Genomic DNA, 21003 nt, shown 5'->3' with positions numbered 1-21003 from the left:
GCGGCCGTCTGACCGGGCGCGACGACCTTGCCCGGTACGAGGATCGCCGCCCCGCCCACCGCCGCGGGGAACGTTGCGCGTGGCGAACCCGACGACACCGGCGACGAGCGCGCCTGCCAGGCCACGAGCGCGCCGAGCCCGTCGATGCTCGTGGCCGCTCCTCACGTTGGCGGGCGTGGGCGGGAGGAGCCTAGATTGGCCGCGTGCGTGGAACATCGGCCGAACGGGTGGGACGGCGTGCCCGAGGGTGACACCGTCTACCGGACGGCACAGCGGCTGCACAAGGCGCTGGCCGGCGCCACGCTGCGGCGCGCGGACCTCCGCCACCCCCGGCTGTCCACTGTGGATCTCGTGGGCCGGGTGGTCACGGAGGTCGCCTCGGTCGGCAAGCACCTGTTCATCCGCTTCCAGGACGTGAGCCTGCACAACCATCTGGGCATGGACGGCTCCTGGGGCCTGCACGACCCACGCCGGCGCGCACCGGTGAGCCACAAGACGCGAGTGATCCTCGAGACCGACGACACGCTCGCCCTGGGCCAGAGCCTGGTGGAACTGGCCCTGGTCCGCGTGAACGAGGAGTCCCGGCTGGTCGGCCACCTGGGCCCGGACCTCCTGGACCCGACCTGGACCCCAACCCATTCCGCGACGGCCGTCGAGCGCCTGACCCGCGACCCGGCCCGCCAGCTGGGCCTGGCCCTACTCGACCAGACGGTCATGGCCGGCATCGGGAACGTCTACAAGTCCGAGGTGTGCTTCCTGCTGGGGGTCTCCCCGTGGACTCCGGTGTCTGAAGTGGACCCCGGCAAGGTGGTGACCACGGCACGGGAGTTGTTGCTGCGGAACGCGTTGCGCCCGATCCGCAACACCACGGGCGACCCGCGACGGGGTCGTGAGACGTGGGTGTACGGCCGGCAGCGCACGGGCTGCCTGCGCTGCGGCGGACGGGTGGTGGTGGCCAACCAGGGCGCCGCGTCCCGCGAACGAGTCACCTACTTCTGCCCGCGTTGCCAACCGGGAGCGCGCCCGTGAGGATCGGCTGGTCGTCAGACCGCGACCGGCCGCCGTGCAGCTCCACGCGCTCTGCGTACAGGACGCCGATCTCCCCGTGATCACGGGGACGGCCCACCGTGGCCGGCCAACGGCATGGTTTGTGTCACAGTCGTGAGGTGATACCTGCCAGGCGCGCTCGCCACGACAAACTCTCGGCTTTTCTGGCTTCCCGCTGCGACACCGAGTTGGCCGCGCTCGTGGAAACGGGGCGACCCAACAGCGTGGGTGTGGGCGGCGGCTCGGTGGTCCTCGACGTCGACGGTGTACCGGTGTTCGTCAAGCGCATCCCGCTGACCGACCGGGAGCTGGCCAGCCCGGGCTCCACCGCGAACCTGTTCGATCTGCCGGTGTACTGCCAGTACGGCGTCGGTGGGCCGGGATTCAACGCGTGGCGCGAACTGGCAGCGAACCTCATCGTGACCGACGCCGTTTTGGCCGGCGAAACACAGTCGTTCCCGGTGACCTACCACTGGCGGGTGCTGCCTGGCCGTTCCCCGGTCGCGGCCGAACACGCTGACATCGACACCGTTGTCGACGCCCTGGACGACTGCCCAGCCGTGCGTGCCCGTCTCGAAGCGTTGGCCGCCGCGTCATGCAGCCTCGTGCTGTTCTGCGAGTACATCCCGCACCCGATGGTGGACTGGCTGCACGAGAACCCGGCGGACAAGGCCGCCACCGCCGAGCGGCAGCTGTCACAGATAGTGATGTTCCTGCGCGATCGGCGGCTACTGCACATGGACGGACACTTCGGCAACATGCGTACCGACGGCGAGCGGATCTACCTCGGCGACTTCGGGCTGGCCACATCGCCGTATTTCGACCTGTCCGCCGTCGAGAGTGACTTCGCCGAACGCCACGTCACGCACGACCAAGGCTACGCCGCCATGCGACTGGTCAACTGGTTGGCAACCGACGTCTGCGGGATACCGGTGCCGGCGGGCGGTGGCCCGGTGGCCCGCAACGAGTTCGTACTCCGGTGCGCCGCTGGTCACGTCCCAGATGACGTGCCGCCAGTGGTGGCCGCGATCCTGACCCGGCACGCACCTGCGGCGGCGAAGATGAACGCCTTCTACTGGAGACTGTTCGGCGGCGACATCCACGCGGAATACCCCGACATGTAGGCGGACCAGGCCGGGTCCCGCCCCGAGCCGGTATGTGCGGTGATCGAGCTGCTGCGCCGCATCGCTTCCGATTGCTTGCCGTGACTGCGATCCGGTGCGGGCGGCGAGGCGTGCCTTCACAGCCGCCGGACCCGCAGCACACCGGTCAGCATCGGGAGGGTGAATTCGCCGCTCGTGGTCTCCGGTCTGCTCGCGAGGAAAGCGCCAATCCGGTCGAGCGTGGCCTCTCTTTCCTGTTGCGGCATGACCAGCACCCCGGCGCGCGTCGCGATCGTCGCGACGAGGGAGTCGGCGGTGCGGCGGTGCCCGTGCGGGAACTCCGCCTGTTCGGGCGAGCCGAACCGAGCGACCCCGCCGGTCTTGGGAAGGTGCAAGGCTGCCGTCGCGGCGCGCCAGTGGCCGAGCGTGTCACGCGGGCCGACGGCCGCCGTTCCGCTGACCCGCTCGAGGCCGGCAACCCAGTCGACCCGGTCGTCCATGACGTTCCACAGGCCGGCCAGGATGCCGCCGGGTGCGAGGACCCTGGCTATCTCGGGCCCGGCGACGGCCATGTCGAACCAGTGCAAGGCGTTTCCGGCCAGCACGGCATCGACGGACGCGTCCGGCAGCGGTATCGCCTCGGCGCTTCCCGGCAGCGCGCGGACCGCCGGCAGCGCGCGACGCATCTCGGTCAGCATCGCCGGGTCGGGCTCGACCGCGACGACGTCGACGGCACCGACGGCATCGACGGCATCGACGGCGTTGACGCCCAGCGCGACCAGCGTGCCGGTCAGCTTGCCGGTTCCCGCCCCGAGGTCGAGCACTCGCGGGCCGGGCGCGGGCTCCAGCGCCCAGCGCACCGCGGCGGGCGCGTAGTCCGGGCGGTGCTCGGCGTAGGCGCCCGCGGCCGCGCCGAACGAAGACGCGTGAAGTAGCCGCCCGTCCCGTTCCACGGGGTCACCCTATTGGCGCCGCACGCGCTGCCGGATCTCGCTGCCGGCCGCGCACAAGGGCGAGCACTGCCCGTACCCGGGACGGCCGCGTGCCCTGACCGGGGGCTACCCGGACAAGTGACTGCGCTTACACACCGGCTTGACCCTTCCGATACGCTCGTGTCTCGCTGCGGTCGGAGAAGTGCACACGGTTAAGGAGTGACGCCACCCTGGGGAAGGCGTTGCGCCGAGAGGACGATTGCCCGGCTTCCGTGCGGGGTAATGCCCGTGCCGGGGAGTCTCACCGCTCCGGGCAGCCCTGTCCGTCCCCATCGATGCACGCAACAGGTGATCATGACAGCTAGCCAGCCCGGGCCGCCCAGGCAGCGGTACGCGGGACTGTGGATCTGCGTCGGCGCCGTCACCGCCTACGTCCTCGCCTCCCCGTTCTTCCTGCGCAACTCCGCGGACGGCGCCACGTGGGTGATCCTGTGGGTCGCACTCGGTGTCGCCGCCATCGCGCTCGTCACGACCGGTGCCCTGCTCGCCAACCGCACCGGCCGCGAGCACCTCGACGAGCTGCAGCACCTCGACGAGGAGAACGCCGACCTCGCCGCGCTCGCCGAGACCCGCCGGGCCGCGCTCGAGAACATCGTCGACCACCAGCTCCCGGCGCTGAACAACGGGCACACGCCGCCCGCGCTGCCGGATCCCGGCGGCGACGACGTCACCTCGACCCTGCTCGGCCGGGCCGTCGACCAGCTCGGCCGGGTCCGCGAGGACCAGCTCGCCGACCGTGACGCCGTGCAGGCCGCCGTCGTCGCCCTCGGTCGCAAGGTCCAGGCCTCCGCGCACCGCATCCAGGAGGAGGCCGCGCGGATGGTGCAGCGGCACCCGACGGACGCCGACGTGCTGCAGACCAGCATGCGCGTCGACCACGCGGCCGCCCAGCAGGCACGCAACGCCCAGAGCCTCGCCGCGCTCTGCGGCGAGTGGCCGGGCCAGCAGTGGCACGAGGCGCTGCCGCTCGCCGACGTCGTGCGCGGTGCGGCCGGCCGGATCACCGCGTACCAGCGCGTCGAGGTGTCCGGCGACCCCGGCGTCGCCGTGTCCGCCCGGGTCGTCGAGCCGCTCGTGCACATGCTCGCCGAGCTGCTCGCCAACGCCACGCAGTCGTCGCCGCCCACCACCCAGGTCCTCGTGTCCCTGCGGCACGTCCAGCGCGGCGCGGTCATCGAGATCGACGACGGCGGCGTGGGCCTCGACGACAGCCGGCTCGAGCAGGTCCGCGAGATCGCGTCCGGCCGCCGGAAGATCACGCTGGCCGACCTCGGCGAAATCCCGCAGACCGGCCTGCCGGTCGTCGGCGCGTACGTGCGCCGGCACGGCTTCCGCGTCGACATCACGGAGTCGGTCTACGGCGGCCTGCGCGCGATCGTCCTCGTGCCGGCCGACCTCACCGAGCCGGTCGCCCCGGCCGGGATGGTCGCGGGCGGCGGGCACGTGCTCACCCGGCGCGCCGAGCGCAAGAGCATCCCCGAGCCCGCCCCAAAGCCGCTGCCCGAGACCTTGCCGGAGTCGATGCCCCGCCGCGGCGCGCAGCACGTGCGGGCCGACGACGACGTCGCCGCCGTGCCGACCTCCGGCGAGCTGCCCGAGCTTCCGCGGCGCAGGTCCCGCCGCGCGGAGGCAGCCCGAAAGTCCGAAGTGGACTGGCCGAGCTCGGCCGAGCCGGACCAGACCGCCGAGCAGGCGGGCGAGTGGATGGGCGCCTTCCTCAGCTCCGCCGGCGACCTGGAGGAAGGCAAACCCGACGACGACCGCACCGATGACACCCGGGAGGAACAGGGATGACTGCCGAGCCCGGCGACAACAGCTGGATGCTGGAGCAGATCAGAACGGTGCGCGGCGTGCGGCACGTCGTCGTGCTCTCGGCCGACGGCCTGCTGAAGGTGCGCACCGACCACACCCCGCCCGACGTCGCGGACAAGCTCGCGGCCGCCTGCGCGGGCCTCGCCTCCCTGGGGCACGGGATCAGCAGGGAGTTCGGCACCGGCGCCGTGCCGCGCCAGGTGATGGTCGAGTTCGACGGCGGCTTCCTGTTCGTCCGCGGCGCCGGTGACGGCTCGCGGCTCGCCGTGGTCACCGAGGCGATGATCGACCCGGCGCTCGTCGCCCAGCAGATGCAGGCGCAGGTCCTGCGGATCGGTGAGCGGACGCTGAGCACCCCGACCCGTGCCGGCTGACCCCGTGTACGAGGACGTCTACCCGGACCACCCGGTGCGGCCGTACGTCTGGACGTCCGGCCGCGCCCACCCGTCCCGCAACACGATCCGGCCGGAGACGCTGCTGGTCGTCGACCCCGAGCTGCCGCCGCCGGTGTCCTCGACCCGGCAGCAGCGCGAGCTGCTCGACATGTGCCGCGGCGTGCTCTCGCTCGCCGAGGCCGCCGCGCACCTGAGGTTACCCGTGAGCCTCGTGCTGGTGATCGCGTCGGACCTCGTCGACACCGGTCACCTGTCCATCCGCTCGGCCATGCCGCATTTCGCGCGTCCCGACCACGCCCTGCTCGAGAAGGTGCTCAATGGCCTGCGAAAACTCTGAGCCGACGAAGCCGGAGCGCTACGTCTCGGCCACGGTGGTCCAGTCGGTCAAGATCCTCGTCGTCGGCGCGTTCGGGGTCGGCAAGACCACGCTGATCGGCTCGGTCAGCGAGATCACCCCGCTGCGCACCGAGGAGACGATGACCTCCGCGAGCGTCGGCGTCGACTCGCTGTCCGGTGTGGACGGTAAGACCACGACCACGGTCGCCATGGACTTCGGGCGCATAACGGTCAACCCGGAGATCGTGCTGTACCTGTTCGGCACGCCCGGCCAGCGGCGGTTCTGGGACCTGTGGGAGGGGCTCGCCGAGGGCGCGGTCGGCGTGCTCGTCCTCGTCGACACCCGGCGGCTGGAGGACAGCTTCGAGGTCCTCGACCAGCTGGAGCTGCGGACCACGATGCCGTTCGCCGTGGCGGTCAACGAGTTCCCCGACGCCCCGAAGTACGGCACCGAGCAGCTGCGCGAGGCGCTGGACCTGTTGCCGCAGACCCCGATCGTGCTGTGCGACGCGCGCAGCAGGGACTCCTCGGCCGGCGCGCTGATCACGCTCGTCGAACACGCCCTCCACTTCACCGCATCCCCGAAGGCGCTCACCTGATGCCAACGACACACCGCCGCCGGCTCATCGACATGACCGGCCTGACGCCGCTGTCCGCCACCACGGTCACGCCCGACCCGCAAGCCGCGTACCGCGAGCTGCAGGAGCGCTGGGGCATGGTCGCGCCCGTCGAGCTCGAGCCGGGCATCCACGCCTGGCTCGTGATGGGCCACCACGAGCTCTGCCAGGTGGTGCGCAACGAGCAGCTGTTCTCCCGCGACCCCAACAACTGGCGGCTCTTCACCGAGGGTGTCGTCACGGCCGACTCCGGGCTCGGGCCCATGATGTTCCCGCGGGACAACGCGTACTTCGCCGACGGCGACAAGCACCGCAGGCTGCGCGGCCCGATCGACGACGGCATCGCGAGCCTCGACGAGCACCGGATGAGCCGGTTCATCCGCTCCACGTGTGCCGACCTCGTCCGCGGGTTCGAGCAGCGCGGCGCCGCCGACCTCGTGGCGGAGTACGCGGCCGTGGTGCCGATGCTGACCGTGGCCGGCTTCTTCGGCATCAGCCCGGAACAGGGCGAGGAGCTGCGGATGGCGCTCATCGCCCTGGTCAGCTCCGCGGCCGACTCGCACGAGCCGGCGCTGCAGGTCGAGCGGATCCTCAGCGACACCATGGCCGAGCGACGCCGCGAGCACGCCGACGACCTGACCGCCGAGTTCCTGCGGCATCCCAACCTGCACAACGACTTCGAGATCCAGCAGTCGATGGTGCTGATGATCTCGGCCGGCTACGAGACGACCGCGACGTGGATCGCGCAGACATTGCGGCTGATGCTCGCCGACCAGCGCTTCGCCGGCCGGCTGCGCGGCGGGCGGCTCGGTCTCGACGACGCGCTCGACGAGGTCCTGTGGCGCGACCCGCCGATGTCGAACATGCCCGCGCGCTACGCACTCGTCGACTGCGAGCTCGCCGGCCAGCCCATCGAACGGGGTGACGCGCTGATCCTCGGCATGGCCGCCGCGAACGCCGACCCGCGCGTGCACACCAACGACCCGTGGCTGGAGATCGGCAACCGGTCCCACCTCGCGTGGAGCGCCGGCCCGCACGCGTGCCCCGCGCAGCGCGCCGGCCGGATGATTACCCGCATAGCGGTCGACACCGCATTGCACCGGTTACATGATGTGACGTTGGCGATACCCGCTGACGAGGTGATGCTGCTGCCGTCCCCCTGGACCCGGTGCCCCGCCAGCCTGCCCGTGCGTTTCACGCCCCCCGGCCCGCCACCACGCTTCTAGGAGGCAAGTCACCGATGGCCGAATCGGTCACGAAGCAGGTCCCCGAAATCCGGCTCGACCCGCTTGGGGCCGACCACCACGGCGAGGCGGCGCGGATGCGGTCGCTCGGCCCGGTCGTCCGTGTGATCCTGCCCGGGGATGTCCCGGTGTGGGCGGTGACCGAGCACGCGCTGCTTGCCCAGCTCGTCACCGACTCGCGGGTCAGCAAGGACTGGCGCAACTGGAGCCTGATCCAGGACGGCACGATCACCGACGAATGGCCGCTGGTCGGCATGATCAAGGTGACCAACATGGTGACCAGCGACGGCGACGTGCACCTGCGCCTGCGCCGGCAGCTCACCCGCGCGTTCACCCGCGGCCGGGTGGAGCAACTTCGCCCGCGCCTCAACGAGATCGTCTCCGCCCTGCTCGACGCGCTGCCCGGACACGCGGTCGGTGGCGTGGTCGACGGCGTGGTCGACCTGCGCCCGCACTACGCCTACCCGGTGCCGATGCAGATGATCTGCGAGCTGGTCGGGGTGCCGGTGGACTGGCGGCCGCGGTTGCGCGAGTCCGTCGACAGCCTCGTTCGTACCAACGCGACCGCGGAAGAGGTCGTCGCGACGCAGCGAGACCGGCACGAGCTGCTGAACCGGCTCGTCGAGCTGCGCCGGGAGGAGCCCGGGCCGGACCTGACCAGCGCGCTGATCGAGCTGGGCGAGTCGGATCCCGAGGCGCTGAGCCAGGAAGAGCTGATCGACACCATCTGGATGCTGGTGACCGCGGGGCACGAGACGACCCTCGGCCTGATCGCCAACGGGGTGCGCGCGCTGCTCACCCATCCCGACCAGCTGTCGCTCGCGCTGGACGGTGACGCGGAGACCTGGTCGCGGGTCGTGGAGGAGACGTTGCGCTGGGACTCGCCGATCGGCAACTTCCCCGCGCGCTACCCGCTGGAGGACATCACGATCGCGGGCGTCGACATCCCCCGCGGCGACGCGATCCTGGCGCCGTACAGCGGGGTCGGCCGCGACCCGGCCCAGCACGGCCCGTCCGCCGACCGGTTCGACATCACCCGCCCGCAGACGAAGCACCTCGCCTTCGGCGGCGGCCCGCACATCTGCCTGGGCGCACACCTCGCGCGGCTGGAGGCCCGGGTGGCCCTGCCGGCGCTCTTCGCCCGCTACCCGCACCTGACCCTCGCGACGGACGCCGCGGAGCTGCCGCCGGTCCCGTCGTTCTTCTCGAACTCCGCGGCCACCCTCCCGGTCCATCTCGGCACCCCGAACCCAACGTGAGCCCGGGCCAGAAACTGGATCCTTGTGCGGAAGTCCGGTGCCGATCACCGCAACCTCAGGGGACCGTGACGGCACCCGGCCACAATCACGCCGACCAACCGCACCCTCAGCCGGGACGCAACCAACACCTTGAAATTCGGGGAGGCGGGCTGGCTCAGGCTGGTTCCGGCATCCGGTCGATGCGGTGCAGGGCCCGGCTGGCGAGCGCCTCCGCCGGGACCTGCACCCACCCCCGGTATGGCCGGTCGGCGATCTCCAGGTCGATGATCGGCTCGAAGGTGCGGCCGTCGATGCCGGCGTAGCCGTGCCGGACGACCGAGCGGTAGATGTCGTCGGAGACGGCGAGCACGAGCGACGCGGCGGTCTGCCGCAGCCTGCGCTTCAGCTCCGGCGCGTTGAGCAGCCGGAACGTGATGTCGACGTCCTCGCCGAAGATGCCGTTCTCGTCCGAGAGCACCTCACCGGAGTGGATCGCGACGCGCAGGCGGAACGCCCGGTCCGGGAAGGTCGCCGCGTGCTCGTCGAGCAGGTCGTTGAGCCTGGGGATGAAGGCGTTGAGCAGCAGGGTCTTGGGCAGGCGGTCGACGGGGCGCACGAGCGTGACCCCGCCGTCCCCGCGGTCGTGGAAACACTCGCGGAGCTCTTCGGTGATGTTGCAGTCGAGCAGCGCGGACTCGAGCAGGCGGTACATGTCCGTGCGCAGCGCTGCTCTCGCCATGTTGGTCCGGGTCGTGGACCCTTCGACATCCCAAGCCAGTACAGTTCGCTGACGTGGCTGGATCGGTGGTGTGTTGTTCATGACGACTCCAGTCCTTCGTCAACTTCAGTTAACTTCAGCTGAAGCCAACGAACTTCCGAGGACTTCAGACTAAGTCCGGCGTGTCGTCTGGACAAGATGGCAAGCGTGCTTGTACCAGGAACGAAACGAACTTCAGTCGAGCCTCGATGGAGGCTGACGTATCGCTCGCGTTTCATTGAGTGGTCCTCCAGGGGCGGGCCACTCCGGCTATGTATACTTCGAGCTTTGGTGGCTGAACTAAAGTTGCGCTGAAGGGACGTGGTGGTTGTGAACACAACTGAAGATCCGTCCCTCAGGCTTGCCCGCAGGCTGCGGTCCCTTCGGCAGGAGGCCTGGCCGGGCATTCGCATCACGCAGGAGGCCCTCGGCGAGGCCCTCGGCGCCAGCGCGCCGCTCATCTCGTCGTGGGAGAGCATGCGCAACCCGAAGACCCCGCCGCCGGACCGGCTGGAGGCGTACGCGACCTTCTTCGCCACCCGGCGGTCGGTGGCCGAGCGCCCGTACCGCGTGCTCACCGAGGCTCAGCTGACCGACGAGGAACGCACCCGCCACGAAGAACTCTTCCGGGAGCTGACCAGCCTCCGGAACGGGGCGCAGGGCCAGGAGCCCGCCCCGGCACTCACGCAACCCCTCGCCCGCAGTCAATGGCACTTCCCGCCCGATCAGGACATCACGATCGTCGGCTCGGCCTTCCCGGCCGAGTACACGGAGAAGTTGAAGCCGTTCACCGACCCGGAGGCTCCCGACTACGTGGAGCTGCTGAAGTACGCCGACCTGGACGCGCTGCTCGAGCTTTTCGGGCACATCCGGGCGGCGAACCCGCTCAGCAACGTACGGGTCCTGACTCCGGACGAGGTCACCCCGGACACCTACACCAGCCATCTCGTGCTGCTGGGCGGTGTCGACTGGAACCCCACCACCGCGGACCTGCTCCTCCGCCTCGAACTACCCGTGCGCCAGCTGGAGCGCGCGGACGAGGACGATCCGGGCGGCTTCGAGGTCGGTGAGGGCGAGGACCGGCAAATGTTCAAGCCTGTGCTGCGCAGGATCGGTGCCAAGCAGGAGCTCGTCGCCGACGTCGCGCATTTCTTCCGTGCGCCCAACCCGTTCAACGCCAAGCGCACGGTCTCCCTCTGCAACGGCATGTACCAGCGCGGGACGCTGGGCGTCGTGCGGGCACTGACCGACGTGCGCTTCCGGGACCGCAACGAGCAGTACCTGCGCGCGCGGTTCGACGTCGACGGCGCGTTCAGCATCATCAGCCGGGTCAACGTCGTGCTCGGCAGCGCGGTCACCCCGGACTGGACCCAGTCCGAGGACGTGCTGCACGAATGGCCGGGGGCGTGAGCGCCGTCGGTGGCGTCACGTCGGCGCACCACCACGGTTCGCACCGCCACCTGCTGAGCGACAAGACGGTCGCCCTGCCCCGGGATGTGGACGCCATCGTCGTGCCGACGGCGCGCCACGCGGCCGGCATGCGTGACGCGCTGGCGCTCGCCAACAAGCTGGACTGCACGCTCGTGGCGTTGTGCAGCAAGTACTCGTCGGTGCACGAGCTGTCGGCGTTGAGGGAAGCCAGGAACGCCAAGCTGATCGCGATCGACATCGAGCGGCTGCCATCCGGGATCGTGCCGTTCTTCCGCACCGACGGCTTGCTCACCGGCACCCGGTTCGAGAGGTGGACCGACACCAGCCTGAAGCGCAACCTGGGACTGCTGCTCGCGAAGCTCATCGGGTGGGAGCGGATCGTCTTCCTCGACGACGACATCACGATTCCCGAGCCGTTGGACCTGTGCGCCGCGGCCGGGCTGACCGACATCTTCGCCGGCGTGGGGCTCAACATCGACGGCTTCCCGGACAACTCCGTCGTCTGCCACGCCTATCGGGACGCGGGCGGCGCGCAGGACATGTTCATCGGCGGGGGTGCGCTCGCCGTCCCGGTGCGGCAGGCGACGTCCTTCTTTCCCAACATCTACAACGAGGACTGGTTCTTCCTCCTCGGCGACGACGGCCGCCTGCGGCCGACGGCCGTCACCGGCCGCGCCGTGCAGAAGGAGTACGACCCGTTCGCGCACGACAACCGCGCACGGCTGGAGGAGTTCGGCGACAGCATCGCGGAGGGCGTGTTCTGGCTCCTCGACTCCGGCCGGTCGATCGCGGACGCCACCACCGGGCACTGGCGGACGTTCCTCGACAACCGGGCCGCGTTCATCACCGAGGTCGTCGACCTGGTGTGGAAGATGGACGGCGACGCCGCGCACCGCGCGCGGATGCTGAGCTCGGTCAAGGCCGCACGGGGCCGGTGCCAGTACATCAGGCCCGAGCTGTGCGTCGAGTATCTCGACGCGTGGCGGGCCGATCGCCTGACCTGGCGCAACCACCTGAGCTCCGTGTTCCGCGAGCAGATCGCCCGGAAGGGAACCAAGCGCAAGGATCGGCGTTCCCGCGCGGCCGTGCACGATCTGTTCCGCTCGCTCGGGCTGCCGGAGTCGTGCTTTCGGCTATCGCTCCCGCGTGAGCGCCTTGACGAGGATCCGGCAGATCTCGATCCCGAGTTCCCCTACGCCGTCGGTCAGTGAGTAGCACTCGACGACGTCGTGCGGCCATTCCCGGTAGCCGAGCCGGTCGTACAGCTTGGCCGCGCCCTCGTTGGTCACCTCGACGGCCAGCGCGACCCGCTCGTGGCCGAGCTCGGCGAGCCGGCGCTCGGCGGCCCTGATCAGCTCCGTCCCCCTGCCCTGCGACTGGCGGTCCGCGTGGATCTCCAGGTGGTTGAGCAGGGGGACGCCGGGTAAGTGCTGCCGGATCTCCGCCTCCTCGGCGGGTTCCAGCCACAGGTAGACGTCGCCGACGGGGCGGTCGTCCTCCCACGCGATCAGCAGCACGCCGAGACCCTCGTCCTGCCGGCGCAGGCGGTCGGCGAAGAACCGTTGCTGCCCCAGCGCCCCGACGAGGGCGTCGAGGTCCGCGGGGTCGGCTTCTCGAATGTGCAGTCTCCCCATGGCTCCGGCTCCACAGTAGCCGAACCGTGGCCGACGGTGGCCGCGCTCGGTCGGCGGGAGTACAAGGGAGCTGTCGAGTTGGGGGCGGGTCGTTCGTCATCCTCTTCGAGGAGGTTCGCGTATGCGGTACATGCTGCTGATCTACAACTGCGACCCGCCGGGGCCGGGGGAGCCCGGCTTCGAGGAGGCCCTGGCCCGGATCAACGCGTTCGCGGAGGAGTGCCGGCGGCGCAACGCCATGGTGGCCGGCAGCAAGATCCAGGACGAGAGCACGGCGACGACCGTGCAGGTCCGCGACGGGCGCGCGCTGATCACCGACGGGCCGTTCGTGGAGACGCACGAGCATCTCGGCGGCTACTACATCCTCGAGTGCGACACCCTCGACGAGGCGCTCGAGCTGGCCACCAGCTGCCCGTTCGCCGAGTTGGGCGCCATCGAGGTGCGGCCGCTGTTCGCCGTGCCGGGCGTCGACAACACGCCGTCCGCGGCGGTCGCGCACGAATGACCGCACCCCTCGTCGAGCGGGTCTACCGGGAGCACCGGGCGCGGATGCTGGCCGCGCTCGTCCGTGTGCTCGGTGACTTCGAGCTCGCCGAGGATTCGTTGCAGGACGCCTGCGCGACCGCGTTGCGGCGCTGGCCGGACACCGTGCCGGACGACCCGGTCGCGTGGCTGCTGACCGTCGCCCGCAACCGGGCCCTCGACCGGCTGCGGCGCGCGAAGCTGGTTCGCGAGAGGGAGCCGGTGGCGGAGGCCACGATGACCGACTTCGAGGCCGAGAGCAGCCTCGCCGAGGTGGGCGACGAGCGGCTGAGCCTGATCTTCACCTGCTGCCACCCGGCACTCGCCATGGAGGCACGCGTCGCCTTGACGTTGCAGGCGGTGGTCGGGCTGACCGCAGGGCAGATCGCGCGCGCGTTCCTGGTCGCCGAGGCCACGCTCGCGCAGCGGCTCGTGCGGGCCAAGCGCAAGATCCGCGACGCGCGCATCAGCCTCGACGTGCCGGCCGACCACCTGCTGCCCGAGCGGCTGGCCGGCGTGCTCGCGGTCGTCTACCTGATCTTCACCCAGGGCTACACGGCCGAGCACGACGACGCCGGGTTGCGCCGGGAGGCGATCCGGCTGGGCAAGCTCGTCGCGACGCTCATGCCCGACGAGCCGGAGGCGACCGGGCTCGTCGCGTTGCTGCTGCTGCACGACTCGCGCAGCGTCACCCGGCACACGGCGGACGGCGACGTCGTGCTGCTTGCGGACCAGGACCGCGCGCGGTGGAACCGGGCGGAGATCGCCGAGGGCGTGCGGTTGCTGGACCGCGCGCTGCGGCACGGCACGCCCGGCCCGTACCAGCTGCAGGCCGCGATCGCCGCGCAGCACGCACGCGCCACCGGCACGGCGGACACCGACTGGGCGGCGATCGCCGGGCTGTACGCCGAGCTGCTCGCCGTCTCGCCGTCGCCCGTGGTGGCGCTCAACCACGCGGTGGCCGTCGCGATGGCCGACGGGCCGGCGGCCGGGCTCGAGCTCGTCGAGCGGATCGAGGGCATCGAGCGGTACCACCTGCTGCACGCGACCCGGGCGGACCTGCTGCACCGGCTCGGCCGGCCCGGCGAGGCCGCCGCCGCGTACCGCCGCGCGCACGAGCTCGCCGCGAACCCGGCGGACCGCCGCTTCCTCGCGGGGCGGCTGACGGCATTGGACGGATCATGAGACTCGACGTTCTCGACCACGGGCACCGCCGCCGCGTGCGGCTGTTCCTCCGCACGACCCGCCGGATGTCCGGAGTGGACATGCCGGACGTGGTCACGATGTTGTTGTACCGGCCCGACTTCCTCGGCGGGCCGCTGCTCGACATCACCGCGCGGGCCATGCGCGGGCCGTCCTACTGGACGGCGGGCGAACGTGAGTTCCTGGCGGCGTCCACCGCGAAGCTCTTCCGCCTGCCGTTCTGCATCGACGCGCACTCCGAGCTCACCCGCATCGCCTCCGACGGTTCGCTCGACGCCGCGGACCCCGTCGCGGCGCGGCCGGAACTCCTTGCGGTACGGGACTTCCTGGCGTCCGTGTCGCGCACGCCGGACGGCGTCGGGCCCGCCCCGGAGCTGCCGGAGCGGGCGCTTCGCGACGCGCTGCGGGTGAACCTAGTCTGGAACATCGTGAACCGGCTGGGCCTCGCGTTCGGCTTCGAGCTGCGTGACGGGCAGCTCGAGCCGGGAACCAAGGCGCTGCACCGGTCCGGTTACCGGATGCCGGCCTTCCTCGTCGGCCGGCACGGCCAAGGGGACCTGGTGGAGAACCTGCGCCACGCCGTGTTCGACTCGCCCGGGGTCACGTCGACGGCCGACCGCGCGGTGGCGGGGAGCGGTGGCGGGTTGCCCGAGCCGTGGCGGACGTACGCGGCCGCGGTGCGGGACGCGCCCGAGAGCATCACGGACGCGGACGTCGCGGCGTTGCGGGCGGCGCACGGCGAGGACGAGATCTTCGAGATCACGGTGGCCGCGGCCGTCGGTGCCGCACTGCACAGCCTCGAGGCCGGGCTGCGGGCGGCCGGCCGGGCCGGCTGACCGGTACGGCCCCCCGCCCGCACCGGTCGTGTCCCGTCAGGCCGGCTGCCAGGGCGCGCGGCCGAGGTAGGCGAGCAGCCTCGTCTGCTCGTCCGCGTCCGCGGGCGGGGCCAGCTCCGGGCCGAAGAACCCCGGCCGGCGGATGGCGTTCTTGCGCGCCCAGGCGAACACGCCGGGGACGATCGCCGGATCGAAGCGCGCCTCGGCGCCGACCGCGTGCGCGATGTCCCAGGCGTGCGTGAGGTTGTCGGCCGTCAGCAACGTGACCACGGCCGAGACCGGGATCTCGCCGAGGCCGGGGAGCATCGTCAGCCGCGCGAGCGACTGCTCGTTCAGCGTCGCGAGCGCCTCGCTCCGGGCCGCGCGCCACGTCGCCACCGGATCGTCGGCGGCGAGCTCCGCGGGGTGCGGCGCGCCGGGTGCGCCCGTCCGGTCGGCGAACTGTTCGCCGGTCGCCCAGGCGCGAAGCTGCCGCTGCCCCCAGACGACGTGTCCGGCGACGTCCCGCACGGTCCACTCCGAACAGGCCGAGGGCCGGTCCCACGCGCTGACCGGCACGGCGGCGAGCACCGAGTCGAAGAGCTCCTGCGCCCGCCGGTACGACTCCATCGTGTCCATCGATTGCCTTCCTCAGTCGGTCGTGCCACGCACCGAGGACGACCGGGATTGCATCGACTCGACATCTGTTCGGGGATTTCCGGGTGACCGCGCCTAACGAATTCCGCGCGACGACGACTGTTCTGAGTACGAGGCTCGGGGACAGTGCCTAGTGAGGTGGATTTTCGATGACCTATCGACACGCCTGCCACATCCTTCCGCAGGTGGTCCTGCTGGAGGCCGCGGACCGGAGCGAGGAGCTCCGCGAGGCCGCGGTGAACACCCTCGCCGCGTCGGCGTCCATGCGTACCCAGCGCGTCGCGCTGACCCAGATGGTTCAGTTGCTGGGCGCGGAGCACGCGCGGCTGGGCGAGCTCACGCCGGCCGGGCAGCAGAACACGGTCTACGACGTGCGGCACGGCAGCTGGGACGACCTGCCCGGTGTGCGGGTGCGCGGGGTGACCGACGCCCCGGTCGAGGACCAGGCCGTGAACGAGGCGTTCGACAACGCCGCGAAGACGCGCGAGTTCTACAGCGAGGTCATGAAGCGCAACAGCATCGACGACGCCGGCATGGAGCTGGTCTCGTCCGTGCATTTCGACAACGACTTCGACAACGCGTTCTGGAACGGCGCGCAGATGGTCTACGGCGACGGCAGCGGCACGTTCCTCGCCAAGGGCAGCCTGACCCGCGACCTGGTCGTCGTCGGCCACGAGCTCACCCACGGCGTCGTCCAGTTCACCGCGGGTCTGCGCTACAGCAAGCAGTCCGGCGCGCTGAACGAGTCGTTCGCCGACGCGCTCGGCTCCACGGTGAAGCAGTGGGCGGGCAACGAGAAGGCCGCCGACGCGGACTGGCTCGTCGGCAAGGGCATCCTCGGCAGCCAGATGAACGGCGTCGCGCTGCGCTCGATGAAGGAGCCCGGCACCGCCTTCGAGGGCGACCGCCAGCCCGGCCACATGCGTGACTACGTCGACCTGCCCGACGACAACAACCCGCGCAACGACCACGGCGGCGTGCACATCAACTCCGGCATCCCGAACAAGGCGTTCTACCTCGCCGCCACCCGGATCGGCGACTACACCTGGCAGATGGCCGGCCCGATCTGGTACGACGCGCTGGTGAACAGGCTGCGGCCGAACTCGCAGTTCAAGGACGCCGCCGAGGCCACCGTCGCATCCGCCGCGAAGCTGTACGGTGTCGGCAAGGACGCCGAGAAGGCGGTGAGATCCGCCTGGGAGGAGGTCGGGGTTCTCTGAAGATCTCCGTCATCGAGGGCGGTGGGTTCGCCGGCCTGGTCAAGACCACGGAGGCGGACGCGGACGAGCTCGCGCCGGCCGACGCGGAGCGGCTTCGCGCCATGGCCGGTGCGGCCGGGCTGTTCGACCTGGCGCCGCCCGAGGTCGGCGGGTCCCTGCCCGACGTGCAGACGTACGAGATCACCGTCGAGGACGGCGACCGGCGCAACACCGTCGTCCTCGGCGACCGGGACCTACCTCCTGAGCTGCGCGAACTACTCGCCTGGCTACGCACCGTGCCCGGCCGCCGCGAGCAGGCCGGCTCCTAGGCCGCCCCGCCCGCGATGGTCGCCGGCGCGCGGATGTGACCATGGGCGGCGTGCTGACGACGACCTGGTACCTGGAGATGACCGAGCCGGTCTGGTTGCGGCCCGCCGCGGCGGTGCCGGTTCCGGTAACCCGGGCGGAGGTCGTGAGCCCCGAGCTCAACCGCTACCTGTACACGGCGGTCGGTGGCGACTGGTACTGGCTGGACCGGCTGGAGTGGAGCTGGCAGCGGTGGCACGACTGGCTCGCGCGGCCGGGCGTGGAGACCTGGCTCGCGCTGGACCGGGGCACGCCGGCGGGCTACGCGGAGCTCGACGGGACCGCGGGCGGCGAGGTCGAGCTCGCGTACTTCGGGCTGCTGCCGGCGTTCGTGGGGCGGGGCATCGGCGGCCACCTGCTCACCGAGGCGATCCGGCGGGCCTGGACGCTCGGCGAGCGCTGGGACCTGCCCGCGACACGCCGGGTCTGGGTGCACACCTGCTCGAACGACGGCCCGTCGGCGCTGGCGAACTACCAGGCCCGCGGGCTGCGGGTGTACCGGACCGAGGAGGAGCCCGTCGCGCTGCCGCCGGCGCCGCCCGGACCGTGGCCGGGCGCGCGCTGAGGAGTCAGAGCTTCTCGCCGACCCCGGCCCAGATGATCGAGTGCGCCGGGGTGGCGAATTCGACGGTGCGCGCGGTGGGCCCCGTCTCCTCCGGCCGCCACGCCGGCGTCCACGTCCAGCCCGGCTCGATCGGGCGGAAGTCGCCGAGCATCGCCTCGATGTCCGCGTGCCCGCGCTGGACCACGTTGTTGCTGGCGGCCGAGTCGTACTGGGTCTTCAACCCGGCGACCTTGTCGTCCAGCTCGGGCGGCAGGCCTTCGTAGGTGGCGTGCGAGATCGCGAGGTACGAGCCGGGCGCCAGGAGCTCGCGGAACCGTGCCACCGACTCGGGGCCGATGTCCGTGCCGTCCGGGCCCGGCTGCGCCACGTGCAGGACGGCCAGGAGGAGCAGCGCGATCGGCTTCGCCGGATCGAGCAGCTCGGTGTCCAGCGCGTCCCGCCACACGCGGTCGGGTTCGCGCAGGTCGCCATCGATCATCGCCTGGCGCCGCGCGTCGCCCTCCCTGTCGAGCAGGAGCTCGGCGTGCGCCACCGCGACGGGCTCGTTGTCCACGTAGACCACGCGGGCGTCCGGCTCGAAGCCCGCCTCGACCGCGAACTCGTCGGCGACCTGGTGGGTGTTGCCCGCGGTCGGCACGCCGGCGCCGATGTCGAGGAACTGGCGGACGCCGCGGCGCATCAGGTGGCGGACGACCCTGTTCAGGAACAGCCGATTGGCGATCGCGATGTCCCTGAACAGCGGAAAGCGGGCCAGCACCTGCTCACCGAATTCGCGGTCCACCGCCCAGTTCGTGGTGCCGCCGAGCATGAAGTCGTACACCCGGGCCACGCTCGGCCGCTCCAGATCGATTCGCGCGGCCGGATTCCTGTCGGCTGGCTCCGGTGACATCGGCGAACCTCTTCGTAAGCGTCTCGGGTTCTTTCTCTCGGGAAGCGAGGACGATCGTATCGAACCGCCGTCCGGATACGAGCCGGTCCGCGCTACCGACGTGCCGACTTCCAGCCGGCGTGTGCCTGCTGGACCAGGTCTTCGAGGAACTTCCGGCTGTCGTCGGTGCTGAGTGCGGCGGCGTACAGCATGTTCCAGTGCTCCTGGTGTTCGGCCACGGTGCGCGCCACCTTGATGATTTTTCCTTTCGTACCCTGCTCCACATAGGAAACGGTTCTACGGCCGTCGTCGAATTGGAGCACGGTCACGTCGGCGTCGAGAAAAGGAATGTCGGCGTCGAACGGAAGAATGTGAATGAGCACGTTCTTGTGGGCCTGCCCGAGTTTGATCAGATGCTCGGCCTGGTCGATGACCATCTCGGGCGTGCGCCCGCCGGGCATGCGGTGAAGCGACGACTCGCTCAGGATCGCCCGGTACCGCACGGGATTCTCGCGCATGAACACGTGTGCCCGGCTGTCCCGCTCGAGGAGCAGCGTCTTGGGCGGCGTGGGGTTGCCGGCCCGGGTGAACTGGGTCAGCAGGTAGTGGTCGCACTGCAGGGGCTTGGGAATGCGCTCGCTGTGCAGCACCATGATCTCGGCGGCCTGCGACTCCAGCTCGAGCATCTCGAGGTAGGCGCGATCGGGACCCGAGCCGGGGGCGATGCCGGGCCCGCCGTACGCGGTCAGCGCGCGGAACCCCGGCCGCTGGTCCTCCGGCACGTTGTAGAGCCGGAGCATCAGCTCCAGGTCGCTCGGCTTGATGTTGGTGTGGCCCGTCTCGAGTTTGTTGATCTTGCCCTGGGTGCACTTCAGCGCGACCGCGACCTGCTCCTGGGTCATGCCGGCCGACAGCCGCGCCCGGCGCAGGGCAGCGAGCTGCCTGGCGCCACTGGTAGTGGCTTCGTTCGCCACCAGATCACCACTTGTCACTCGAAGGGGTTACACGTTCCCATGAGAGTAAGCGATGTGTCGCCGACAGCGTCGGCCTCGCCGCGCCGATCATGCGCCGGCGCCCCGCGAACTCCGTTCGGGACGCCGGCGGATCGGTCAGCGCAACGTGACGAACTGCGTGAGGAAGGCCCGCCAGCGATCCCGGCCGAACGCCAGCGATCCCGCTTCGGCGTTCTTCGAGTCGCGGACCCCCACGGAAGCCTGCCCCAGTCTCAACTCGACGCAGTTGTTGTGGGTGTTGCACCTGCTCGACCGGACCCACTCACCGGCCTGCACCGCTCTGACCTGCACTTTCATGATCCAACTCGCTAACCCCGAAGCGACACGGACGGATTAATCGTGCCGTCCGATTAATCCGAGCGCAAGCACGACGAGGCGACGATCCGGAAACCCTCCGGCTCCTGCGCTCGTAGGCGCGAGATGAGGCGATTAATCCGCATATGTCGGGCGATTAATCGGCACTTTAGTGAATTCTTTGGCGGGACCGATCAGCCCGCGAACCGTTGACCGTCGTTTGTCGACCGTTGGGCGCTCGGTGCGTGTCTGTTCCCGACCCCGTGTTGCCGCATGGGCAAACTGAGTCAGTCCCCAATTGACTGGGTTTCGACGCGTGCTGGGGGTACGCGGCCGATATGGGAAAAGGTGCGGCTCCCTGGTGGTTCAGGGAGCCGCGTCAACTGAATCCTCACGTATCACGGTCAGGAGGTCAGCTTTGGCGAGTATAGAGAGCGCGCCGGCGATTAATCCACTCGAACCACCCGATGGTGCGACGCCGGCGCGCCGGATCTCGATCGTCGTCCATGCCTTCGGCAGCCCGGCCGGACCGCTGCTCCGGCCGAGCGCGCCGCCGGCCCGCACGGTCGAGACCCGCCGGTCACCCGGCGGCCGCCACCGCGTCGAGAACGGTTCGTGGCGCAGCCTGGCCGAGCGCGTGCTGCACCCGTGGCCGGTGAGCCTGCGGCTGGCGGTCCTGCTGGTCGTGCTCGCCACGGGCACGGCGACGGCGGCCGCGGCGGTCGGGTTCGCCGGCCAGCTGCTCGTCGCGGCGCTGGGCCTGCGCATCCATCGCCGGCACCGCCGCCGCATGCCTGACCCGCGGATGCGCCTGGCCGTGACCCGCCACCGACTGGCTTAGGGCGGGGGCCCTGGAAACGCGGAACCGCAGGCCGGCACACGGTCGGCCTGCGGT

At 70.8% G+C, this 21003-nt stretch carries 24 protein-coding genes; 17 read left to right on the top strand and 7 right to left on the bottom strand.

Features of this window, described 5'->3' with window-relative positions; translation table 11 throughout:
- Nucleotides 1–237 precede the first annotated feature (237 nt).
- Both VH969_RS27255 and VH969_RS27250 read left to right on the top strand, forming a co-directional pair.
- Nucleotides 238–1029, top strand: a complete 792-nt coding sequence (locus VH969_RS27255) for a DNA-formamidopyrimidine glycosylase family protein (RefSeq protein WP_331979365.1) — start codon at nt 238–240, stop codon at nt 1027–1029.
- Nucleotides 1030–1235: 206 nt separating this feature from the next.
- The gene (locus VH969_RS27250) at nt 1236–2171 is read left to right on the top strand and encodes a serine/threonine protein phosphatase (RefSeq protein WP_331979275.1); all 936 of its coding nucleotides are present in this window, start codon (nt 1236–1238) and stop codon (nt 2169–2171) included.
- Nucleotides 2172–2287: 116 nt separating this feature from the next.
- On the opposite strand, the gene VH969_RS27245 is transcribed toward VH969_RS27250, so the two are convergent.
- Complete coding sequence (locus VH969_RS27245) at nt 2288–3103, bottom strand: class I SAM-dependent methyltransferase (protein ID WP_331979273.1); 816 nt, start codon at nt 3101–3103, stop codon at nt 2288–2290.
- Nucleotides 3104–3436: 333 nt separating this feature from the next.
- On the opposite strand from VH969_RS27245, the gene VH969_RS27240 reads away from it, so the two are divergent.
- Genes VH969_RS27240 through VH969_RS27215 form a run of 6 tightly spaced genes read left to right on the top strand, consistent with a single transcriptional unit; the run spans nt 3437 to nt 8805 of the window.
- The gene (locus VH969_RS27240) at nt 3437–4936 is read left to right on the top strand and encodes a sensor histidine kinase (protein ID WP_331979271.1); all 1500 of its coding nucleotides are present in this window, start codon (nt 3437–3439) and stop codon (nt 4934–4936) included.
- Nucleotides 4933–5328: a roadblock/LC7 domain-containing protein gene (locus tag VH969_RS27235; protein WP_331979269.1), complete on the top strand. Its 396-nt coding sequence runs from the start codon at nt 4933–4935 to the stop codon at nt 5326–5328. The genes VH969_RS27240 and VH969_RS27235 overlap by 4 nt, the downstream gene beginning before the upstream one ends.
- Nucleotides 5318–5686 (top strand): DUF742 domain-containing protein, encoded by a 369-nt coding sequence (locus VH969_RS27230; protein WP_331979267.1) that lies wholly within the window; start codon nt 5318–5320, stop codon nt 5684–5686. The genes VH969_RS27235 and VH969_RS27230 overlap by 11 nt, the downstream gene beginning before the upstream one ends.
- Nucleotides 5667–6284, top strand: a complete 618-nt coding sequence (locus tag VH969_RS27225) for a GTP-binding protein (protein WP_331979265.1) — start codon at nt 5667–5669, stop codon at nt 6282–6284. The genes VH969_RS27230 and VH969_RS27225 overlap by 20 nt, the downstream gene beginning before the upstream one ends.
- The gene (locus tag VH969_RS27220) at nt 6284–7528 is read left to right on the top strand and encodes a cytochrome P450 family protein (RefSeq protein WP_331979263.1); all 1245 of its coding nucleotides are present in this window, start codon (nt 6284–6286) and stop codon (nt 7526–7528) included. Before VH969_RS27225 ends, VH969_RS27220 begins: the two co-directional genes overlap by 1 nt.
- Before the next feature lie 14 nt (nt 7529–7542).
- The gene (locus VH969_RS27215; RefSeq protein ID WP_331979261.1) at nt 7543–8805 is read left to right on the top strand and encodes a cytochrome P450 family protein; all 1263 of its coding nucleotides are present in this window, start codon (nt 7543–7545) and stop codon (nt 8803–8805) included.
- Nucleotides 8806–8959: 154 nt separating this feature from the next.
- Here VH969_RS27215 and VH969_RS27210 read toward each other — a convergent pair whose 3' ends face one another.
- Nucleotides 8960–9523 carry a hypothetical protein gene (locus VH969_RS27210; protein WP_331979259.1) on the bottom strand — a complete coding sequence of 188 codons (564 nt, stop codon included), beginning with the start codon at nt 9521–9523 and terminating at the stop codon, nt 8960–8962.
- A 348-nt stretch (nt 9524–9871) separates the two neighbouring features.
- Between VH969_RS27210 and VH969_RS27205 the strand changes: the two genes are divergently transcribed.
- Entirely contained in the window at nt 9872–10951 is a 1080-nt protein-coding gene (locus VH969_RS27205; protein WP_331979257.1) for a helix-turn-helix domain-containing protein, read from the top strand.
- Entirely contained in the window at nt 10948–12183 is a 1236-nt protein-coding gene (locus VH969_RS27200) for a hypothetical protein (protein WP_331979255.1), read from the top strand. Before VH969_RS27205 ends, VH969_RS27200 begins: the two co-directional genes overlap by 4 nt.
- Here VH969_RS27200 and VH969_RS27195 read toward each other — a convergent pair.
- A complete protein-coding gene (locus VH969_RS27195; protein WP_331979253.1) occupies nt 12106–12606 on the bottom strand; it encodes a GNAT family N-acetyltransferase in 501 nt (166 codons plus the stop codon). The genes VH969_RS27200 and VH969_RS27195 overlap by 78 nt on opposite strands.
- 121 nt (nt 12607–12727) lie before the next feature.
- On the opposite strand from VH969_RS27195, the gene VH969_RS27190 reads away from it, so the two are divergent.
- From VH969_RS27190 to VH969_RS27180, 3 genes are read left to right on the top strand one after another with little or no spacing between them, the layout of a single operon-like run.
- On the top strand, nt 12728–13111 hold the full coding sequence (locus VH969_RS27190; protein ID WP_331979251.1) for a YciI family protein: 384 nt from the start codon (nt 12728–12730) through the stop codon (nt 13109–13111).
- A complete protein-coding gene (locus VH969_RS27185; protein WP_331979249.1) occupies nt 13108–14313 on the top strand; it encodes an RNA polymerase sigma factor in 1206 nt (401 codons plus the stop codon). Before VH969_RS27190 ends, VH969_RS27185 begins: the two co-directional genes overlap by 4 nt.
- The gene (locus tag VH969_RS27180; protein ID WP_331979247.1) at nt 14310–15167 is read left to right on the top strand and encodes a carboxymuconolactone decarboxylase family protein; all 858 of its coding nucleotides are present in this window, start codon (nt 14310–14312) and stop codon (nt 15165–15167) included. Before VH969_RS27185 ends, VH969_RS27180 begins: the two co-directional genes overlap by 4 nt.
- A gap of 36 nt (nt 15168–15203) precedes the next feature.
- Here VH969_RS27180 and VH969_RS27175 read toward each other — a convergent pair whose 3' ends face one another.
- Nucleotides 15204–15785 (bottom strand): TIGR03086 family metal-binding protein, encoded by a 582-nt coding sequence (locus tag VH969_RS27175; protein ID WP_331979245.1) that lies wholly within the window; start codon nt 15783–15785, stop codon nt 15204–15206.
- Between the two features lie 167 nt (nt 15786–15952).
- On the opposite strand from VH969_RS27175, the gene VH969_RS27170 reads away from it, so the two are divergent.
- The 3 genes from VH969_RS27170 to VH969_RS27160 are packed head-to-tail and all read left to right on the top strand — an operon-like array spanning nt 15953 to nt 17933.
- The gene (locus VH969_RS27170; protein WP_331979243.1) at nt 15953–17023 is read left to right on the top strand and encodes a M4 family metallopeptidase; all 1071 of its coding nucleotides are present in this window, start codon (nt 15953–15955) and stop codon (nt 17021–17023) included.
- Nucleotides 16942–17331 carry a protealysin inhibitor emfourin gene (locus VH969_RS27165; RefSeq protein ID WP_331979363.1) on the top strand — a complete coding sequence of 130 codons (390 nt, stop codon included), beginning with the start codon at nt 16942–16944 and terminating at the stop codon, nt 17329–17331. Before VH969_RS27170 ends, VH969_RS27165 begins: the two co-directional genes overlap by 82 nt.
- A gap of 50 nt (nt 17332–17381) precedes the next feature.
- Nucleotides 17382–17933, top strand: coding sequence for a GNAT family N-acetyltransferase (locus VH969_RS27160; RefSeq protein WP_331979240.1), 552 nt, complete (start codon nt 17382–17384; stop codon nt 17931–17933).
- A 4-nt stretch (nt 17934–17937) separates the two neighbouring features.
- Here VH969_RS27160 and VH969_RS27155 read toward each other — a convergent pair whose 3' ends face one another.
- The 3 genes from VH969_RS27155 to VH969_RS27145 form a co-directional block, all read right to left on the bottom strand.
- A complete protein-coding gene (locus VH969_RS27155) occupies nt 17938–18822 on the bottom strand; it encodes an SAM-dependent methyltransferase (RefSeq protein ID WP_331979238.1) in 885 nt (294 codons plus the stop codon).
- A 92-nt stretch (nt 18823–18914) separates the two neighbouring features.
- Nucleotides 18915–19775, bottom strand: coding sequence for a helix-turn-helix domain-containing protein (locus VH969_RS27150; RefSeq protein WP_331979236.1), 861 nt, complete (start codon nt 19773–19775; stop codon nt 18915–18917).
- 135 nt (nt 19776–19910) lie between these two features.
- The gene (locus VH969_RS27145; protein WP_331979234.1) at nt 19911–20111 is read right to left on the bottom strand and encodes a DUF397 domain-containing protein; all 201 of its coding nucleotides are present in this window, start codon (nt 20109–20111) and stop codon (nt 19911–19913) included.
- Between the two features lie 415 nt (nt 20112–20526).
- On the opposite strand from VH969_RS27145, the gene VH969_RS27140 reads away from it, so the two are divergent.
- Entirely contained in the window at nt 20527–20949 is a 423-nt protein-coding gene (locus tag VH969_RS27140) for a hypothetical protein (RefSeq protein ID WP_331979232.1), read from the top strand.
- Nucleotides 20950–21003: the final 54 nt, after the last annotated feature.

This window comes from Actinophytocola sp., from assembly GCF_036555685.1.
Taxonomy (GTDB): Bacteria; Actinomycetota; Actinomycetes; order Mycobacteriales; family Pseudonocardiaceae; genus Actinophytocola.
Note: the sequence above shows the minus strand (reverse complement) of the source record. Positions and strands in the feature narration are given on the sequence as shown.